Source organism: Ciceribacter sp. L1K22 (genome assembly GCF_017599385.1).
Taxonomy (GTDB): Bacteria; Pseudomonadota; Alphaproteobacteria; order Rhizobiales; family Rhizobiaceae; genus Allorhizobium.
Genome location: NZ_JAGFPK010000001.1, coordinates 1,802,382 through 1,819,638 on the forward strand (window position 1 = coordinate 1,802,382; position 17,257 = coordinate 1,819,638).

Here is a 17,257-nt window from a genome sequence, read left to right on the forward strand (position 1 = left end):
CCGAAAGACCTGAAAGCAGATCCGGTGCCTAGACTATGATCAGACTGATTGGTTATCTCTTCGGACTAGCGTCCGTCCTTGCGTTGGGCGTGGCGGCGGTCGTCGCGATCTATCTGACGAATGTCTCCCGCGATCTGCCGGATTACGCTGTCCTGTCGAGCTACGAGCCGCCGGTCACGACGCGCTTTCACGCTGGTAACGGCGCTTTGATGGCTGAGTATGCGCGCGAGCGTCGTCTCTTCCTGCCGATTCAGGCCATACCGGACCGCGTCAAGGCCGCTTTCCTGTCGGCGGAAGACAAGAATTTCTACAACCACCCGGGCGTCGACGTTTACGGTCTTGCCCGCGCGATCGTCACAAATATTCAGAACCTCGGCTCGGGTCGCCGTCCCGTCGGGGCGTCGACCATCACCCAGCAGGTCGCCAAGAACTTCCTTCTGTCGTCCGACCAGACGATCGACAGAAAGGTCAAGGAAGCGATTCTCTCTTTCCGGATCGAGCAGACCTATTCGAAGGACAAGATCCTCGAGCTTTATCTGAACGAGATTTTCTTCGGTATGAACGCATATGGCATCGCCGGGGCTGCGCTCACCTATTTCGATAAATCCGTTACCGAGCTGACGATCTCCGAAGCCGCCTATCTTGCCTCTCTTCCCAAGGGGCCGGCGAACTACCATCCGTTCCGCCGCACCGAGGCGGCACTCGAGCGCCGCAACTGGGTCATCGACCGCATGGTCGAAAATGGCTTTGTCGGTGCCGAGGAGGGTGCCCAGGCCAAGAAGCAGCCGCTCGGCGTGACCCTCAGGCAGGGTGGTTCTTCCTTGTTCGCGTCGGATTATTTCGCCGAGGAAGTGCGTCGGCAGATCATCGAGAAATACGGCGACAAGGCGCTCTATGAAGGCGGCCTGTCGGTACGCACGTCCCTTGATCCTGTCATGCAGATTAAGGCCCGGAAGGCGCTGCAGGACGGCCTCATCACGTACGATCAGCGCCGCGGTTTCCATGGCCCTATCGAGCAGATTTCCCTGACGGGAGACTGGGGCGAGGAACTGGCCAAGCTGACGCCGCTCCGCGACATTCCGGAGTGGAAGATGGCGGTCGTGCTGGCGGTGTCGCCGCAGCAGGTCGATATCGGTATCCGGCCGGAAAAGGAAGCCGGCGGAAAGATCGTAACGGAACGGGTGACCGGAGAAATCGCTGCCGGCGATATGGAATGGGCCTTCCGGTCCGCCAAGGGTGACCGCAAGACGAGCAAGTCTCCCGAAGGCGTGGTCGAGCCGGGTGACGTCGTTTACGTCGAAGCGCTCGGCGAGGATAAGCCAGGCAAGTATCGTCTGCGTCAGCCGCCCAAGGTTCAGGGTGGGCTGGTCGCCATGGATCCGCACACCGGCCGCGTGCTTGCGATGGTCGGAGGCTTCTCCTACGGCCAGTCGGAGTTCAACCGCGCCACTCAGGCCATGCGTCAGCCGGGTTCGTCGTTCAAACCTTTCGTCTACGCTGCCGCGCTGGACACCGGATACACGCCGGCCTCCGTGATCCTTGATGCGCCTGTGGAATTCGTCTCCGGCGGCCAGGTCTGGCGGCCGCAGAATTATGGTGGCGGTTCTGCCGGTCCGCAGACTCTGCGTCTCGGCATCGAAAAGTCGCGAAACCTCATGACCGTCCGGCTTGCCAACGACATGGGCATGAACCTCGTTGCCGAGTATGCAGAGCGTTTCGGCGTCTACGACAAGATGAAGCCGGTGCTGTCGATGTCCCTTGGATCGGGTGAAACCACGGTCCTGCGCATGGTGTCGGCCTACGCCGTGTTCGCCAATGGCGGCAAACAGATTCAGCCGACACTTATCGACCGTATCCAGGATCGTTACGGAAAGACAATTTTCCGTCACGAGGAGCGTCTCTGCGAGGGCTGCAATGCGAATGACTGGACGGGCCAGGAAGAGCCTGTTGTTGTCGACAATCGCGCCCAGGTTCTCGATCCGATGACCGCCTACCAGATCACCTCGATGATGGAAGGCGTGATCAAGCGCGGGACAGCCGCCGGCAAGGTCAAGCTCGATCGCCCGGTCGCCGGCAAGACCGGTACCACGAACGACGAAAAGGACGCCTGGTTCGTCGGCTATACGCCCGATCTGGTGGCGGGTCTTTATATCGGCTTCGACAGCCCGGCGCCGCTCGGCCGCGGTGCGACCGGTGGCTCGCTGTCCGCGCCGATCTTCAACGAGTTCATGCAGGCGGCAGTTGAAGGAACCCCTCCGGGTAAGTTCCGCATTCCCGATGGCATGCAGCTTATCGCGGTCAATCGCACCACCGGGATGCAGGCCTTCGAAGGCGAGCCGGACACGATCATCGAGGCATTCAAGCCAGGCACCGGGCCAGCCGATGTGTTCTCCGTCATCGGCATGGACGAGTATATGGCGCCGGAGGAAATCCTGCGCACCTCGCCTCAGGCAAACCAGGCCGTAACCTCGGGCTCCGGCGGTCTTTTCTGACCCAAATCCGCGCCTGAAACGCCGCCCGCCACCCTTTACATCGGGGGCGGGCGCAACTATTCACGGGCCAGTCTAAAAAAGCGAACGATGAAACGGACCAATGCGTAACGAAATCGAGAACGTAGTCGACGAAATCAAGCAGGCCATAAGCCTGCTGAGGAGGCATCTTTGACTGGGACCAGGCGATAAGACGACTGGACTGGTTGAACAACAAGGCCGAGGATCCGACCCTCTGGAACGATGCCCAGGAAGCCCAGAAGCTGATGCGGGAGCGCCAGCAGCTGGACGAGAACATCAACGGCGTCAAGCGCCTCGAACAGCAGATGAACGACAACATCGAGCTGATCGAGATGGGCGAGGAAGAGGGCGACGAAAGCGTCGTCAAGGACGCCGAGGACCAGCTGAAGGCTCTGAAGACGGAAGCGGCCCGCCGCCAGGTGGAAGCCATGCTGTCGGGCGAGGCTGACGGCAACGACACCTATGTCGAAGTGCATTCCGGTGCCGGCGGTACCGAGAGCCAGGACTGGGCCAATATGCTTTTGCGCATGTATACCCGCTGGGCTGAACGCTCGGGCTTCAAGGTGGAGGTCCTGGAAGTGCATGACGGTGAAGAAGCGGGCATCAAGTCCGCCACCATCCTGGTTAAGGGCCACAACGCCTATGGCTGGATGAAGACCGAATCGGGCGTGCATCGTCTGGTGCGCATTTCGCCCTACGACTCAAACGCGCGCCGCCATACGTCCTTTTCGTCGATCTGGGTCTATCCGGTCGTCGACGACTCGATCAACATCGAGGTCAACGAAAGCGATTGCCGCATTGATACCTATCGTTCGTCGGGCGCCGGTGGACAGCACGTCAACACGACCGACTCGGCCGTGCGCATTACCCACATCCCGACAGGTATCGTGGTCGCCTGCCAGCAGGAGCGCTCGCAGCACAAGAACCGTGCCAAGGCCTGGGACATGCTGCGCGCGCGTCTCTACGAAGCCGAGTTGAAGAAGCGCGAAGAAGCCGCCAATGCCGAAGCCGCCTCCAAGACGGATATCGGCTGGGGACACCAGATCCGTTCCTATGTTCTGCAGCCCTATCAGCTGGTGAAGGATCTGCGAACGGGCGTCGAAAGCACCGATCCGGACAGCGTGCTGAATGGCGAACTGAACGAGTTCATGGAAGCGGCACTCGCCCACCGCATCAGCGGCAAGGCCGACGCGGTGACGGATATCGACTGACGTCAAGCGGCCAGCGATCCATAAATATGAGGCGGCGAAGTCTACTTCGCCGCCTCTTTGCGTTGACCGGTCTTTGGTCTATTCGGCCGCGGCCATTTCCGTCGGCGGGCGCAGCACCACGAGCGACACCAGCAGCACGACGAGACTGCAAGCGGCAATAACTTCGATCATCGGCTGCGCCGTTCCGTCGACGAAAATCCCGCCGACGCCGATGACGATCGCTGCGGTGACGAATTGCATCGTGCCCATCAGCGCCGAGGCCGTGCCGGCAATGCGGCCATGCGCCTCCATCGCTAGCACGGCGGCATTGGGTATCACGAGACCCAGGAAGCCGTAGCCGACAAACAGCAGCGCACCCATCACCTCCAGCCGGTCTATGCCGGAAAGCGATATGGCGAGCAGCAGCGACATACTGGTTGCAAAGCCGCCGATCGCGCTGCGGATGACCCGTCGCAATCCGAATCGCCGAGCCAGCCGTCCGTTCATCTGGGACATACCGATGAAGGAGACGGCGTTGATGGAAAAAACGACGCTGTAGAAGGACGGCGAAAGACCGTAGTGATCGATCAGCACGAACGATGAGTTGGCGACGTAGATCATGTAGCTCGACATCCCGAACGACGCGATCAGCACCAGGCCGAGATAATACGGATCCGAGAGAAGCGAGGCATAGGCGCGGAGGGCCGCTCCGAGGCTGCTTTCGCTTCGTTTTTCCTCCGGCCTCGTTTCCGAAAGACAAAAGACGGCAAGCATCAGGCCAATGACGGCGGCGCCCACCATGACCCAGAAGATAAGACGCCAGTCACCGAAGACGGTGACGAGGCTGCCGGCGAGCGGCGCAAGAATCGGCGACACAGAAAAGACCAGCATAAGCCTCGACATCAGGTGCGCGGCCTCCACGCCGGTGTGCAGGTCGCGGATGATGGCGCGGGAAATGACTACGCCAGCGCACGCGCCCATTCCCTGCAGAAACCGGAAGACCACCAGCGTCTCGATATCGGGGGCGAACGCGCAGCCGATCGCACCGGCGGCATAGAGAGTCAGCCCGATATAAAGGGGGCGTTTACGGCCGAACATGTCCGAAAGGGGTCCATAAAAGACCTGGCAGAGCGCCATGGCAGCGAAGAAGGAGATAAGACTTGCCTGGACGCCGTGATCGTCAGCGTTGAGTTGGGCTCCGATCGTCGGCAGTGCTGGCAGATACATGTCGATCGCGAAGAGACCGACGGCGGAAAGCAGGCCGAGGATTGCGGCCAGCGGGAGAAAACGTGACGGCATGAAAGCACCTTTCTTGTCGCCGGGTGGGAGGAGCCCGTGACGCGGAGGTTGACTGAAAGGAAATGCGATAAGAGACGATGATACGCCTGATTGCGTGTGCGTCCATATAATTGGACAGTATTGTCAAATTCGTCAAGTACCCCTATGTAGACTGAATGAAACATTCTCCTGTCGAAAAAAGTCAGCAGATGGCGCGAATGCCCGGCGCAGCCGGCAAGCGCGAGCGCATAATGGATGCCGCCGCCGAGGTTTTCGCCGATGAGGGCTATGCGGCGGCCAGCATCGATGCGATCGCGACACGCGCAGGCGTGTCGCGGCAGACGGTCTACAATCAGATCGGCGACAAGGAGAAAGTATTCAAAGCGGTGGTCGCCGAGATCACGCAGAAGTCCAGTGCCGGCTTCTTTGCCGTACTGGATACCTTTCCGGATCGTCCGACGGATCTTGAGCGAGAGCTGACCGACTTTACCGTGCGAATGCTGAACAGGGCCGTTTGCGATCCGAACGGGCGCTGGCTGATACGGCTCGTGGAACGGGAGGGGGCGCGTTACCCGGAGCTGTTTTCGACCTGGCGCGAATACGGCCCCGGCCGCAAGTATCCGGCGGTGGCCGCGAGGCTCGCCCAACTGGCGCTCGCCGGTTATCTCGATCTTCCCGATCCCGGTCTGGCGGCCCGCCAGTACATGGCGCTCGTCGTCGCCGATATCCGCAGCGATCTTCAGTTTGGGATCGTCACGCCCCAACGCGACATAGAGGCGATGGCCGCGAATGCGGTGAAAACCTTTCTCAAGGCCTTCGGCAAGCGCGACTGACCATCAGTTCGTGGCTCGCTCAACCCGTATCTCGCCGAATTCGTCGATCAGCACCGTCCAGCTCTCCGGCTCGGTGGCAGCCGGATCGGTCTTGAGATAGACCGTGGCGAAAAAGCCCGGTTGAAGCGTCATCCCTGTCGAGTCCTCCGGCCTGATGTCCGTGACGTAGGGCTTGATGGCGCTGAATTCCTCCAGTTCCACGCTCTGCAGAAGATGAGGGCCGGCATCGGTGGAGGCGATCTGCTGGAGATAGATCTTTGCCGTCCGGTCTGACTGACGCACGGACACCAGTTTGTAATAACCCCGTAGCCGATCTGTTTCCTGCCCTTCTGTCGTTGACGGCAAAGAGAGGGCGGGATTATCCGCGAGCGTTTCCGCATCCTCTTCCCAGAAACCGCCACTGATCAGGAAAGTGACGGTCACCGGCAGGCGATCTATGTCATTTGCTAAGGCAGGGGTGGCGAACGCCAGCAGGAGGCCGAGCAACGTAACGGCGATCGTCGTCAACTGCGGCATCGGTTTCCTTCCTCAGTTGGCGAACTGTTCCGCCAGGATACGGTCCGACCACGAGCGATCCGGGTCGGACAGAACCCGCGCGGTGGTGTCGGTGGACTGCTCGATTCGCACATGCATAACCGACTTGACTTCCGTATGGTCGGCAACCGCATTGACCGGCCGCTTCTCCGCCTCCAGCACCTCGATATCGACGGTCACCTTATCCGGAAGCAGAGCGCCGCGCCAGCGGCGGGGACGGAAGGCGCTTACGGGCGTAAGCGCCAGAAGCGGCGCCTCCAGCGGCAGGATCGGGCCGTGAGCCGACAGATTGTAGGCCGTTGAACCGACGGGCGTCGCAACCATCAGTCCGTCGCAGATCAGTTCGTCGAGCCGCACCTGTCCGTCGACCAGCACGCGCAGCTTCGCCGCCTGATAGGATTGGCGGAGCAGCGAGACCTCGTTGATGGCGAGCGCAACCGATACCGCGCCATCATCGCTGGTCGCCGTCATCTTCAGCGGATGAAAATCGTATTCGACAGCCGCCGATATCCGTTCTGTCAGGTTCTCAAGGCTGAAGTCGTTCATGAGAAAGCCGACCGAGCCGCGATTCATGCCGTAGATCAGCTTGCCGCTATTCATGGTGTCGTGCAGCGTCTGTAACATGAACCCGTCGCCGCCGAGCGCCACGATTACGTCGGCATCCTTCGGTTCGGCGTCGCCATAGCGGCGAATCAGTTCGTCGCGGGAGGCCTGTGCCTCGGCTGTGGGCGAGGCGATGAAGGAGAGCGACTGGAACGAGCGAGACATGAACGGCCCTCGAGAATGCGCTCCAGTTGGTACATGATAAGCGCGTTGACCGGCAAGGCGTTCCGGCCGCAAATCGGTTCGCATGGTTACGACGGCTCGTGTCACAACCATCGCCGTCCGCCCAATTTTCTCTTTACAGCCCCTCAGAATATGCTATCCGACCGCTCGGAGTGCCCTTGTAGCTCAGTTGGTAGAGCACCTGATTTGTAATCAGGGGGTCGCGGGTTCGAACCCTGCCGGGGGCACCATTTTTCCTTCTATCGTTGAACGTTGATCGTCGTCGCCATCTGGCGCCGCGGTGCGCTCGTCGTGCATCAGCGGAGCCCGGCGCGCTTCCGGGCTCCGCTGTCATCCTAGCTCAGCGCCTTCCGCAGCGCCGGCACGTTGGCGATCACGATGAGGTCGAGCAGCAGGACTGCGACCAGCACCGCGCCGGAGAGCGGGAAGAGCAGTGAAACTGCAAGCATCACCAGCGCTCCGGTCTTCCAGAACGGACCGGGCTCGGTCACCGTCGGCGCGAACAGCCGCGCCGCATTCTTCGGGCGACGCTTCCACCACATGACGATGCCACTCACCGACATGAAGATCACCGACAGGCAGAAGACCGTCACCAGGGCAACGTTCCACGCGCCCATGTCGCCTTCGTGGAAGGCGATGCCTGCCGCCATGGCCTTGCCCGCGGCGCCGTAATCGGCAAAGCCGACATCGGCCAGCACGTTTCCGGTGTATTGATCGACGTGAACGGTACGATCATCGAGCGGATTGCTGCTGTCATTGCTCATCGTGTCGCGGGCAATCGTCCAGACGCCGCCCTCATCACTGGGGAAGGAGAGCTGGAAACGCTGTTCGAAGCCAAGCGATCGCGCAAGTGCGACAATGCTGTCGACATCCACTGCCATGCCTGCGGGCACGCCGTCCTGACCGGCCGTCGAGCCCGAAGCCGGCATCGGCGTCTGCTCCAGCGTCCACGGCACTTCCTTGACGCCGCCGTGATTCATGTGAGCGTGCGTCTTGTCGGAGAGGGGAACATTGTCCCACTTTTCGGCCGGGAATGTGCTCCAGGCCTGCGTCATCTTCTCGCCCCAGACGCTAGCCCAAGTGAGGCCGGAGAGCAGGAATACGAGGAGAATCGCAGAGATGTAGAACCCGATGCTGAGGTGAAGCGATTTCCACAGCCGGCGGCCGCCGAGCGACAGCTGCGGGATGAGGACGCTGCGGAACCCGGCGCCATCGCGCGGCCACCAGAGATATAGACCGGTGACAATCAGCACGATGCCGAAGCCGGCTGCGATCTCGATCAGCCAGTCGCCGACCGTCCCGATCAGCAAGGTTCCGTGGATCAGGTTGGCAAGATCGTAGAGCGCGTCGCGTCGGTCCCATTGACCAAGCACGTCGCCCGTATAAGGATCGACAGCCACCATGGTGGATACGCCGTCCGCATCAAGGCGGAAGAGAGCAGACTGCTCCGCTGTGCGGGGCGCGATGTACTGGCTCACGCTGCCGCCCTCGACCGCACTGAGCGCCGACTGCATTTGCGCCGATACGGCGACGGTCTCGGCTGCGGGGGTGACAGGATAGAGCTTCTCGCCGTCGCGACCGAACAGGACCGACGACCACAACATCAGAAGACCGGTGACGGCCAGCATCACCAGGAATGGCGCCACGTACAGGCCCGCATAAAAATGCCAGCGCCACGCGGTCGTGTAGAAACGTCTGGAAAAGGACGCCGTCGTCGCCGGCGTTTCGATTGAAACACTCATGATAATCCCCCGGTGTTCAATGGTTGTCGTGAATAGACTGGCCGTTCGCGATAGCCGCGAGACGGTCCGGGTCCTTGATGGTGATGAGTTCCGGCGTCCTGAAATCGATGACGCGGGAACGCTTCAGGCCGTTCAGCTGCCGGCTGACCGTTTCGAGCGTCAGGCCCAGCCAGTCGGCGAGATCGGCGCGGGTCAGATGGAGCGTGAAGGTGACGGCACGCCTGCCGCTTCCTTTCGGGCGACGGGCGAATTGTTGCGAAAGGTCCACCAGCGCGGAGGCGACCTTTTCGGGCGCGGTCTTGCGCCCCAGCAGCGTGGCGTGGCTCAGCGATCGAACAAGCAACAGCTGCAACTGACGATGGGCGTCAATGGCCGCACCGCTCTCATCCGTGCCGAGTTCCTCGATATGCGTGAATGCGAGGGTCTCCGCGCCGCACTGGAAATGGTCCGTAACGCCTGCTCCCAGCAGGCGGCCGGGGCCGAGTATGTCGAGGATCTGTTTTCGACCGTCGGCCAGCAGTTGATAGAGCGCGACGCATCCGTCGAGAATGCGGTAGGTCGCCTTTCGGTTAAGACCCTGCAGAAGGATCGTCGTCCGTGGCGATACCAGCCGCGAGCGGATCGAGCCTTGGCGCTCCGCAAACGGCATGACGTAGTCGATGGGAAGAATGGGTGAGGGATCGCCCAGGTGGGTCCTGTTGTACATGGCACGGCATCCGGCATGGTGCCGGGGCAAGCCTGATCAGGCTGTCGACCATCCGGCACGGACTGAAGAGACTGCTACGGAAGCAGCAGCGGCTCAGACGTCAGGCGCGGATGGGAGGCGCGCGGGGAGCGGCGTTGGGGGGGAAAAGCTGGCGATAGAAAGCTTCCGCGCGGAATGGCGCGAAGACTTCGGCCAGATAAGCAACTGGTCTTCCGATTTCATCCTGCGGAGCCGGAATGAGGGTAGAGGCACTGATCAGGCAGGCGTCGCAGCCTGTACCGACGTCATGGCCGTGGGGTGTGCCCTCATCATCCAGGCAAAGATCGGGAACAGTTCCGTCCGGAAGGACGTATTGCGCAAGTTCTGCCGTTGATATCGACTGAGAAGCGATAACAGGCGTCTTGTGTGCCAGTCCGACAAAAAGCAGCGCGATGGCGCATAGAATGCGCACCGAAATCCCCGCTCTCTTCCTGTCCAGTTTCATTTTTGTCCCTCGCCCGACTCTCCTAGCGGAATTCTCGAGCGTGGACAATCCGGCTGACATGCCGCGTCAAGGTGTCGCCGGTCAGGCAAATCCGACGGCGTCGGGCGTGATGCGGCGTTGCTGGCCGTAGTCACGCTGGAACTCGCGCCGGCCGCGATCCGGGCCGCTATCTGGGCGAAGCTCGATCATCGGCATGGGAATGGCACCATCGGCATAGGTCCCGGTATCGTCACCATCCAAGCGGGATGCCGTAAAGGTAGCGATGAGAGCGAGCATGGCAATTTCCTCCGGTTATGCGACCCGGAAACGGGTTGAGCGTGACTTCGGTTCCAAGCTTATTCCAATCTGCGTTGAGAGAGTGTTAACCATGATTGCGGAGCGCGTATGGCATCGCTGATTTTTTTGCTCACGCATCCCTTCATGCCGGCTCGCTGGCCGGATGACTGCTTAGAAAAATCTGGCTATCGTCTCACCCGTTTCCGACCACAGAGGGCACCATGACGCAGCGTTTGAAGATTTTCGCCATCCTGGCGGCTTTCCTGTTCTGCGGCGCCGCCCGCGCCGAAACGGTAACCTTCGCCTGTGAAGACGGATCGGAACTCATCGTGGCCTTCTCCGAGGAGAAGGCGAGCCTGACACTCGCGAGCGGCGAACAGGTTGAACTGCCGCAGCAGGTCTCGGGGTCCGGCTTCTGGTACTCGAACGGCCGATATGAGCTGCGCGGCAAGGGCGACGAGGCGCAGTTCGCGATCGGTCGCATGGCGCCGATCACCTGTACCGTTAAGGCGTCGCCCGGAGGACCGCTGGACCAGCCGAAAATGCAGGTGATACAGCTGCCGGCCGGTGAGACGGGTTACGACATGGCGGGTGAACTGCGCTGCTACGGCTATGAGGGGTTCTCGCTGAAGGAGCTGGATTTGGGAGAGAAGGGCGCAGCCGGCCTCTATATAGCGCCCGCCAATGCCGCCTGTGCACTCGACGGCAAGGACAGGCGGATCCAGGACGAGATGGCCGGCTATGTCCTTGGCGCCAGGGGACCGTTCGCCTTTTTCTCTGCCGCTGACGGCTGGAATGGTGGCCTGCCATTCGTGGTCTACGATACTGTATCCGCTTCGCGTCTGATGGACGACAGCTTTTCGGCTGTCGGATTGGAATCGGCTTCGGTCGCCGACGGAGTGCTGACCCTCCGTTACGATAGGACCTATTCGGCCGACTGCTCGCTGCTTGCAGAACCGGACGCATGCGGTGCAGCGATCCGGTCGGCGCTGAAGCTCCCGGCCGATGCCGTGCTTCCCGATTGCCGCCCCGGTTATCAGCCGGCGATCGACATGGATCCAGCCCAGAAGACCGCGATCGAGGCGTGGCCCAGCGTCATCGATTATCCCGTTGAAACGGTCGTGTCGGCGGGTGCCGAACCGAATATCACGCCTCTCGCCGGCCCAATGGCGTGCCGCCCGTCAGCCTGAACTTAGGCCGGCCTCAATCCTCTTCGGCGTCGGCGCGCGCGGCCGTCTGGATGTCGTTCAGCAGGTCGGGGAGGGCGCTCTGCACACGGTTCCAGCTTGGCATGAACGGCGTGGCGTTCGGGTTCTCGAGGTAGACGTTACCGGCATCGATCAGGTTGGCGGCGAAGAGCTCGACGGCCTGCTCCTCGCGGTGCCGGTCCGTCGTCAACCCGTTCATGCGGGCGTCGTGGTAATAGGTCTCGACCAGATCCAGCGCCGTCCGGAAATAGGTGGCCTTCAGCGTCCGGAACGTGTCCTGGCTGAAGACGACGCCATCAGTTGCGAGCTTCCTGAACAACGCCTTGGTAATGTCGATCGACATGCGCGACAGTCCCTTGGCCTGGTCTTCTGGCGAAACCGGTTGATGCTTGTGGTCATAGGCGTCGGCGATGTCGACCTGGCAGATCGCGTTGCTGGAATAGTTGCGCCAGAGTTCCGACAGCACGCCGATCTCCAGCCCCCAGTCGGACGGGATGCGGATGTCGGACAGCACGCGCGTCTGCATCGCGAACTCGCCGGCCAGCGGATAGCGGAAGGCCTTCAGGTAGTCGATGTAAGGATGATGCCCGATGACTCGTTCGAGGCTCAGAAGCAGCGGCGTCACCAGCAGGCGCGTCACGCGGCCGTTCAGCGTACGGTCCGCGATGCGCGGATAATATCCCTTGGAAAAGACGTAGGGGAACCTGGGGTTGGCCACCGGATAGACCAGTCTCGCCAGCATGTCTCGTGAATAGGTGACGATGTCGCAGTCGTGCAGCGCAACGACACCTTGAGCCCTCTGCGCCAGCACATAGCCCATGCAGAACCATACATTTCGTCCCTTGCCCGGCTGGTCCGGCGCGAGGTCCTCACCTGCCAGCTTGGCATCCACGTCCCGCATCCGGGGGCCGTCGTGCCAGAGGATGGTGTGTTTTTGCGGCAGCCGCGCAAAATAGCTTTTGGCATGGCGGAACTGGTCCCGGTCCGCCTGGTCGAGGCCGATGACGATTTCGGAGATGTAGGGAACCTGGGAAAGCTCGTCGAGAATGTTGCCGAGAGCGGGCGCTTCAAGCTCGGAGTAGAGCGATGGGAGGATGAGCGTTATCGGGTGAACCTGGGAGAAAACCGCGAGTTCTTTTTCCATGCGCTCTAGCGAGCGCTCACGAAGATTGTGCAGCGTCGCAACGACGCCGTTCTGGTGAAAGTCAGCCACCTATCATGCCCCTTCTAGCTGGTGCGCGATCGCCGCCGCGCGGACGTCACCCCGTAACGAGCTTCAAAATCATTTCGTTCCAACCGCTCGGCCCCGGAAGTGTCGAGCGGACAATAAAGCCTTTCCTTTCCCTCTCTGTGACGGGAAGGGGCGCGTGTGCCGGATTGGCGATGATCACCCCGGTGTCGGCAGCCTGCAGCATGGCGAGGTCGTTGGCTGCGTCACCCAGAGCAATCGTCGTGATCGCCGTCCCAGCCTCGCTGCCGTAGCGAGTGGCGATGTCCACCATTCGCTCGGCCTTCGAGGTTTTGGGCATGATGGTCAGAAACCGCCCGCCCTGCGTGGCCGTAAAGCCGGCATTATCCAGCCGCTCGAGAAAACCCGCTTTCTCGTCGGGTGTTCCGGTAAACAGTCCAGGTTCCGAGAACCGCCTTTGCCGTGCCCGTTCGGCGGCCTCGGTCGGCAGTCCCGTTCGCCGCGATACCTCGGCGGTGCTCCAGTCGCCGAACCCGGCAAACCGCTTGGAAAGGGCGGATGGCAGGGTCTCCAGAAAATTCCGGATGCGTGTATAGGTCTCGCGATCATCGGCGGACCCGTCACCGGTATGTGCCACACCGGCGCCGTTCTCCACAATCATCGGGAAATCGAGCCCCATCGCCGCAGCGATCGGACGCATCTCGGCCTCGGTCTTGCTGCTCGCGAGAACCAACGGAATATCAAGACGCGACAGGAGGTCGAGCGCTGGCCTTGCCGGAGAGAAATCGTAAGTCTCGTGGTCCAGCAGTGTCCCGTCGAGGTCCGAGAAGACGACGATCATGTCGCCGTCTTCTGGAGATACTGTCGGGTAGCGTAAAGCGCGATCGCAGCAGCGTTCGACACGTTGAGCGACTTGATCGCACCCGGCATGTCGAGTCGGGCAAGCGCATTCACCGTTTCTCTGGTTTTCTGTCGCAACCCCTTGCCTTCGGATCCGAGCACCAATGCGACCCGGTCGCCGGTCAGCGTCTCCTCCATGGGCGCAGGCCCTTCCGAGTCGAGGCCGACCGAGAAGAAGCCCAGTCCATGCAGCTCGCCAAGTGCATCCGAGAGGTTGGTCACCTGGATGTAGGGGATGAGTTCGAGCGCGCCGGACGCGGATTTCGCCAGCACGCCTGATTCGGTTGGGCTGTGTCTTTGCGTGGTTATGACGGCACCGGCGCCAAAGGCCACCGCTGAACGCATGATCGCCCCCACATTGTGGGGGTCGGTGACCTGGTCGAGCACGAGAATGAGCGGGCTTTCCTTTAGGGCCTCAAGGCGCCGAACCGGAAGCGGCCGCGTCTCGAGCATGACGCCCTGGTGGATCGCTTCGGGTCCGAGCACCTTGTCGATGTCCTGCGGCGATACAATCTCGACCGGGTAGGGCAGGTCACCGCTTTCGCCGATCTCCAGCCTGGCCATCGCGTTCTGCGTCACGGAGAGTTTGATAACTTTGCGGGCGGGGTTGTCGAGCGCGGCGCGCACGGTGTGCAGCCCGTAGAGATAGACCTGTTCCGGCGCCAGCTTCGGCGGCGTCCAGTTGGAGCCGGCGGCGGATTTGCGCTTTTGCGGCGGCGTCGGAATTTCGCCGCGCTCTCGCTTGGAGTCCCGTACCTGCCGGCGCAGTGTTGCGTAATGTGTGTCTCGGGCGGATTTGTCGTTTTTCGGGTCTTTGGCCATGCCGCCTTATACCGCCCGCCAATCCGTGGGGATAGAGCCGATGCGATGGTCCGCTAAAATCCTCGCGACGAAAAAATTGAAGCTTTCCGACTTGATCGTGTTGACATGGGCGGAGAGGGCCGTCATATACCCGCCGCAGATCGAAGGGGCCTGGCCCTGACGGTCACGACTGACAAGCTTGGTCGCTTGATCCGGACGAAAGAATGGAGAGATGCCCGAGTGGTTAAAGGGGACGGACTGTAAATCCGTTGGCTTCGCCTACGTTGGTTCAAATCCAACTCTCTCCACCATTCGTTCTCGGATCGAACACCGCGGGTATAGCTCAATGGTAGAGCAGCAGCCTTCCAAGCTGAATACGCGGGTTCGATTCCCGCTACCCGCTCCACTCTCTTCATTGATTTTTATTTGAAAACGCCACTGGAGCGCTTATCTGAGCGTCTTCACCAGGGTTGGCGTTTGTTCGCCGTTTTGCGGATCGCCCGCCCGCCGGACCGGCTCCGCAAATAGGTCTTGCGCAATCGGTACGAAAGCCTTAAACGGCGGGACCAAACCGGTTCGCCGGGTCAACCTCTTTTCGATCAGTAGGAAGCATTCAAATGGCAAAGAGTAAGTTTGAGCGCAACAAGCCTCACGTTAACATTGGCACGATCGGCCACGTTGACCATGGCAAGACGTCGCTGACGGCGGCGATCACGAAGTACTTCGGCGAGTTCAAGGCGTACGACCAGATCGACGCTGCCCCGGAAGAAAAGGCGCGCGGCATCACGATCTCGACGGCACACGTCGAGTACGAGACGCCGAACCGTCACTATGCGCACGTCGACTGCCCCGGCCACGCCGACTATGTGAAGAACATGATCACCGGTGCTGCCCAGATGGACGGCGCGATCCTGGTTTGCTCGGCTGCCGACGGCCCGATGCCGCAGACCCGCGAGCACATCCTGCTCGCCCGTCAGGTTGGCGTTCCGGCGATCGTGGTGTTCCTGAACAAGGTCGACCAGGTTGACGACGCCGAGCTTCTCGAGCTCGTCGAACTGGAAGTTCGCGAACTTCTGTCGTCCTACGACTTCCCGGGCGACGACATTCCGGTCATCAAGGGTTCGGCGCTTGCTGCTCTTGAAGACAGCGACAAGAAGATCGGTGAAGACGCGATCCGCGAGCTGATGGCGGCTGTTGACGCCTACATCCCGACGCCTGAGCGTCCGATCGATCAGCCGTTCCTGATGCCGATCGAAGACGTGTTCTCGATCTCGGGCCGTGGTACGGTTGTGACCGGTCGCGTCGAGCGCGGTATCGTCAAGGTCGGTGAGGAAATCGAAATCGTCGGCATCCGTCCGACGACGAAGACGACTTGCACGGGCGTTGAAATGTTCCGCAAGCTGCTCGACCAGGGCCAGGCTGGCGACAACATCGGCGCGCTGCTGCGCGGTGTCGACCGTAACGGCGTCGAGCGTGGTCAGATCCTGTGCAAGCCGGGTTCGGTGAAGCCGCACAAGAAGTTCATGGCAGAAGCCTACATCCTGACGAAGGAAGAGGGCGGCCGTCATACGCCGTTCTTCACGAACTACCGTCCGCAGTTCTACTTCCGCACGACGGACGTGACGGGCATCGTGACGCTTCCGGAAGGCACGGAAATGGTCATGCCTGGCGACAACGTGACCGTTGCCGTTGAGCTGATCGTTCCGATCGCGATGGAAGAAAAGCTGCGCTTCGCGATCCGCGAAGGCGGCCGCACCGTCGGCGCCGGCATCGTCGCTTCGATTATTGAATAAATAATCGAGCGAAGAGGCCGAAAGCTGCCGACGCCTTCAAGCAGTGCAAATGGCGCGCAAGCGCGATTTGCACCCGGCGCCGGCATCGTCGCTTCGATCATCGAGTAAGTCTTTCCCTTAAGGGATCGCGAAAGCCCCGCCGGCGACGGCGGGGCTTTTTTGTTTGCGGTCTCAGGTGTTTTCGACGCTTCTGCCACACCTCGCATGAGAACATGCTGCGGTGCGAAATTTAGCAATGGTCAAATGACGCTGGAGGGTTATACTCGAACGCATTGATCCGCCGCATCGGGTTCTCCCGAATGCATGTTCGGCAGTTTGAAAACGGTTTTCCGATATGGCTGTTATGGTGAGAGCGACAAGGGTCGCGCTCTGCGGCATATCTTTGTTTGTCGCCCAAACATTTTCCGCAATGGCTGACGAGGGGCTGCTCATCTGGGGCGCCTCGAAAGGCGGCGAAAACGCCGCGAACTTCAGGGCCGGTTTCGTCGTTCCTGTTCGCTACGATCCGACTGTGGTGGCGATGACGACCCTGTCGGGTAACGAGGACGGCGCCTTCGATCCCGCATCCGTACCGTTGTTCCTCACCGCGTCTCTTCGACTTACCAGCGCTCGTGCGCTGGAATACGGACGGCTTTCGCGTCTGGAGATGCGTGTCGATGCGCGCGCGGCGGCCGGAGAACTGAAACTCGAACAGAAGCGAACGTGGCTAACGGGAACGAGGTACGAGGTAAGAGGCACCCGCGTTGTGCGCTTGACGGTGTCCGCCGTTGAAGCTGCCGGCGTGCAGGCAAGTCAGATGGTCGAGCTCGACCTAGAGCGATTTCGCACGACATTGTCGACGACGGCCCGCTATGACATCGACTCGCGCGGCCCCGAAACGTCTCTTCGCATCAGCCGTGGTTTCGGCGACGCACTGACTGTGGGTCTTTCGGTCTCCGAACCGCTGCGGCACGCCCGTCCCTCGCTCGATGCCCGCTATACCCGCTCCTGGTGACGGGAACCACGCGGCGCCGGGTGCCGCATGTGG

Annotated in this window: 16 protein-coding genes and 3 tRNA genes; 9 read left to right on the forward strand and 10 right to left on the reverse strand. The window is 61.2% G+C overall.

Annotated features, from left to right (window positions below; genetic code table 11):
• Window positions 1-35 precede the first annotated feature (35 nt).
• Entirely contained in the window at window positions 36-2,492 is a 2,457-nt protein-coding gene (locus tag J5J09_RS09030; RefSeq protein ID WP_208549313.1) for a penicillin-binding protein 1A, read from the forward strand.
• Between the two features lie 100 nt (window positions 2,493-2,592).
• Window positions 2,593-3,721, forward strand: a protein-coding gene (prfB, locus tag J5J09_RS09035) for a peptide chain release factor 2 (RefSeq protein ID WP_208549314.1) whose coding sequence is annotated in 2 segments (ribosomal slippage) — window positions 2,593-2,661 and window positions 2,663-3,721 — 1,128 coding nt in all. Because the reading frame shifts where the segments join, the coding sequence is not laid out codon by codon here.
• Between the two features lie 78 nt (window positions 3,722-3,799).
• On the opposite strand, the gene J5J09_RS09040 is transcribed toward prfB, so the two are convergent.
• Entirely contained in the window at window positions 3,800-4,999 is a 1,200-nt protein-coding gene (locus J5J09_RS09040) for a multidrug effflux MFS transporter (RefSeq protein WP_208549315.1), read from the reverse strand.
• Window positions 5,000-5,196: 197 nt separating this feature from the next.
• On the opposite strand from J5J09_RS09040, the gene J5J09_RS09045 reads away from it, so the two are divergent.
• Window positions 5,197-5,811 carry a TetR/AcrR family transcriptional regulator gene (locus J5J09_RS09045; protein WP_246745813.1) on the forward strand — a complete coding sequence of 205 codons (615 nt, stop codon included), beginning with the start codon at window positions 5,197-5,199 and terminating at the stop codon, window positions 5,809-5,811.
• A 3-nt stretch (window positions 5,812-5,814) separates the two neighbouring features.
• Here J5J09_RS09045 and J5J09_RS09050 read toward each other — a convergent pair whose 3' ends face one another.
• Both J5J09_RS09050 and J5J09_RS09055 read right to left on the reverse strand, forming a co-directional pair.
• Entirely contained in the window at window positions 5,815-6,327 is a 513-nt protein-coding gene (locus J5J09_RS09050; protein WP_246745814.1) for a hypothetical protein, read from the reverse strand.
• 12 nt (window positions 6,328-6,339) lie between these two features.
• A complete protein-coding gene (locus tag J5J09_RS09055) occupies window positions 6,340-7,113 on the reverse strand; it encodes an NAD kinase (protein ID WP_208549317.1) in 774 nt (257 codons plus the stop codon).
• A 172-nt stretch (window positions 7,114-7,285) separates the two neighbouring features.
• Here J5J09_RS09055 and J5J09_RS09060 point away from each other — a divergent pair.
• Window positions 7,286-7,361 (forward strand) — tRNA-Thr (locus tag J5J09_RS09060).
• A gap of 105 nt (window positions 7,362-7,466) precedes the next feature.
• On the opposite strand, the gene J5J09_RS09065 is transcribed toward J5J09_RS09060, so the two are convergent.
• From J5J09_RS09065 to J5J09_RS09080, 4 genes are all read right to left on the reverse strand, one after another.
• The gene (locus J5J09_RS09065; RefSeq protein WP_208549318.1) at window positions 7,467-8,873 is read right to left on the reverse strand and encodes a PepSY domain-containing protein; all 1,407 of its coding nucleotides are present in this window, start codon (window positions 8,871-8,873) and stop codon (window positions 7,467-7,469) included.
• A gap of 16 nt (window positions 8,874-8,889) precedes the next feature.
• Complete coding sequence (locus J5J09_RS09070) at window positions 8,890-9,579, reverse strand: helix-turn-helix domain-containing protein (protein ID WP_246745815.1); 690 nt, start codon at window positions 9,577-9,579, stop codon at window positions 8,890-8,892.
• A 100-nt stretch (window positions 9,580-9,679) separates the two neighbouring features.
• Window positions 9,680-10,063 carry a hypothetical protein gene (locus J5J09_RS09075; RefSeq protein ID WP_208549319.1) on the reverse strand — a complete coding sequence of 128 codons (384 nt, stop codon included), beginning with the start codon at window positions 10,061-10,063 and terminating at the stop codon, window positions 9,680-9,682.
• 81 nt (window positions 10,064-10,144) lie between these two features.
• Complete coding sequence (locus J5J09_RS09080; protein ID WP_208549320.1) at window positions 10,145-10,339, reverse strand: hypothetical protein; 195 nt, start codon at window positions 10,337-10,339, stop codon at window positions 10,145-10,147.
• Window positions 10,340-10,560: 221 nt separating this feature from the next.
• Here J5J09_RS09080 and J5J09_RS09085 point away from each other — a divergent pair, with 221 nt between their 5' ends.
• Window positions 10,561-11,529, forward strand: a complete 969-nt coding sequence (locus tag J5J09_RS09085; protein ID WP_208549321.1) for an MliC family protein — start codon at window positions 10,561-10,563, stop codon at window positions 11,527-11,529.
• A gap of 13 nt (window positions 11,530-11,542) precedes the next feature.
• Here the strand turns inward: J5J09_RS09085 and J5J09_RS09090 are convergent, their stop codons facing one another.
• The 3 genes from J5J09_RS09090 to rlmB are packed head-to-tail and all read right to left on the reverse strand — an operon-like array spanning window position 11,543 to window position 14,458.
• Window positions 11,543-12,760 carry a glycosyl transferase gene (locus J5J09_RS09090; RefSeq protein ID WP_208549322.1) on the reverse strand — a complete coding sequence of 406 codons (1,218 nt, stop codon included), beginning with the start codon at window positions 12,758-12,760 and terminating at the stop codon, window positions 11,543-11,545.
• 46 nt (window positions 12,761-12,806) lie between these two features.
• On the reverse strand, window positions 12,807-13,577 hold the full coding sequence (locus J5J09_RS09095; protein ID WP_208549323.1) for an HAD-IIB family hydrolase: 771 nt from the start codon (window positions 13,575-13,577) through the stop codon (window positions 12,807-12,809).
• On the reverse strand, window positions 13,574-14,458 hold the full coding sequence (rlmB, locus tag J5J09_RS09100; RefSeq protein WP_208549324.1) for a 23S rRNA (guanosine(2251)-2'-O)-methyltransferase RlmB: 885 nt from the start codon (window positions 14,456-14,458) through the stop codon (window positions 13,574-13,576). The genes J5J09_RS09095 and rlmB overlap by 4 nt, the downstream gene beginning before the upstream one ends.
• A gap of 205 nt (window positions 14,459-14,663) precedes the next feature.
• Between rlmB and J5J09_RS09105 the strand changes: the two genes are divergently transcribed.
• The 4 genes from J5J09_RS09105 to J5J09_RS09120 all read left to right on the forward strand — a co-directional run bounded on the left by J5J09_RS09105 (window position 14,664) and on the right by J5J09_RS09120 (window position 17,224).
• A tRNA-Tyr gene (locus J5J09_RS09105) sits at window positions 14,664-14,748 on the forward strand.
• Between the two features lie 21 nt (window positions 14,749-14,769).
• Window positions 14,770-14,843, forward strand: a tRNA-Gly gene (locus J5J09_RS09110).
• Between the two features lie 211 nt (window positions 14,844-15,054).
• The gene (gene tuf, locus J5J09_RS09115; protein ID WP_208549325.1) at window positions 15,055-16,230 is read left to right on the forward strand and encodes an elongation factor Tu; all 1,176 of its coding nucleotides are present in this window, start codon (window positions 15,055-15,057) and stop codon (window positions 16,228-16,230) included.
• Between the two features lie 409 nt (window positions 16,231-16,639).
• On the forward strand, window positions 16,640-17,224 hold the full coding sequence (locus tag J5J09_RS09120; RefSeq protein ID WP_208549326.1) for a hypothetical protein: 585 nt from the start codon (window positions 16,640-16,642) through the stop codon (window positions 17,222-17,224).
• Window positions 17,225-17,257 lie beyond the last annotated feature (33 nt).

Coding starts and splice junctions, on each gene's coding strand:
- J5J09_RS09095 (WP_208549323.1), bottom strand. CDS start 13,577: ATGATCGTCGTCTTCTCGGACCTCGACGGGACACTGCTGGACCACGAG.
- J5J09_RS09075 (WP_208549319.1), bottom strand. CDS start 10,063: ATGAAACTGGACAGGAAGAGAGCGGGGATTTCGGTGCGCATTCTATGC.
- J5J09_RS09120 (WP_208549326.1), top strand. CDS start 16,640: ATGGCTGACGAGGGGCTGCTCATCTGGGGCGCCTCGAAAGGCGGCGAA.
- J5J09_RS09070 (WP_246745815.1), bottom strand. CDS start 9,579: ATGTACAACAGGACCCACCTGGGCGATCCCTCACCCATTCTTCCCATC.
- J5J09_RS09080 (WP_208549320.1), bottom strand. CDS start 10,339: ATGCTCGCTCTCATCGCTACCTTTACGGCATCCCGCTTGGATGGTGAC.
- J5J09_RS09085 (WP_208549321.1), top strand. CDS start 10,561: ATGACGCAGCGTTTGAAGATTTTCGCCATCCTGGCGGCTTTCCTGTTC.
- tuf (WP_208549325.1), top strand. CDS start 15,055: ATGGCAAAGAGTAAGTTTGAGCGCAACAAGCCTCACGTTAACATTGGC.
- J5J09_RS09030 (WP_208549313.1), top strand. CDS start 36: ATGATCAGACTGATTGGTTATCTCTTCGGACTAGCGTCCGTCCTTGCG.
- J5J09_RS09050 (WP_246745814.1), bottom strand. CDS start 6,327: ATGCCGCAGTTGACGACGATCGCCGTTACGTTGCTCGGCCTCCTGCTG.
- J5J09_RS09045 (WP_246745813.1), top strand. CDS start 5,197: ATGCCCGGCGCAGCCGGCAAGCGCGAGCGCATAATGGATGCCGCCGCC.
- J5J09_RS09055 (WP_208549317.1), bottom strand. CDS start 7,113: ATGTCTCGCTCGTTCCAGTCGCTCTCCTTCATCGCCTCGCCCACAGCC.
- J5J09_RS09065 (WP_208549318.1), bottom strand. CDS start 8,873: ATGAGTGTTTCAATCGAAACGCCGGCGACGACGGCGTCCTTTTCCAGA.
- rlmB (WP_208549324.1), bottom strand. CDS start 14,458: ATGGCCAAAGACCCGAAAAACGACAAATCCGCCCGAGACACACATTAC.
- J5J09_RS09040 (WP_208549315.1), bottom strand. CDS start 4,999: ATGCCGTCACGTTTTCTCCCGCTGGCCGCAATCCTCGGCCTGCTTTCC.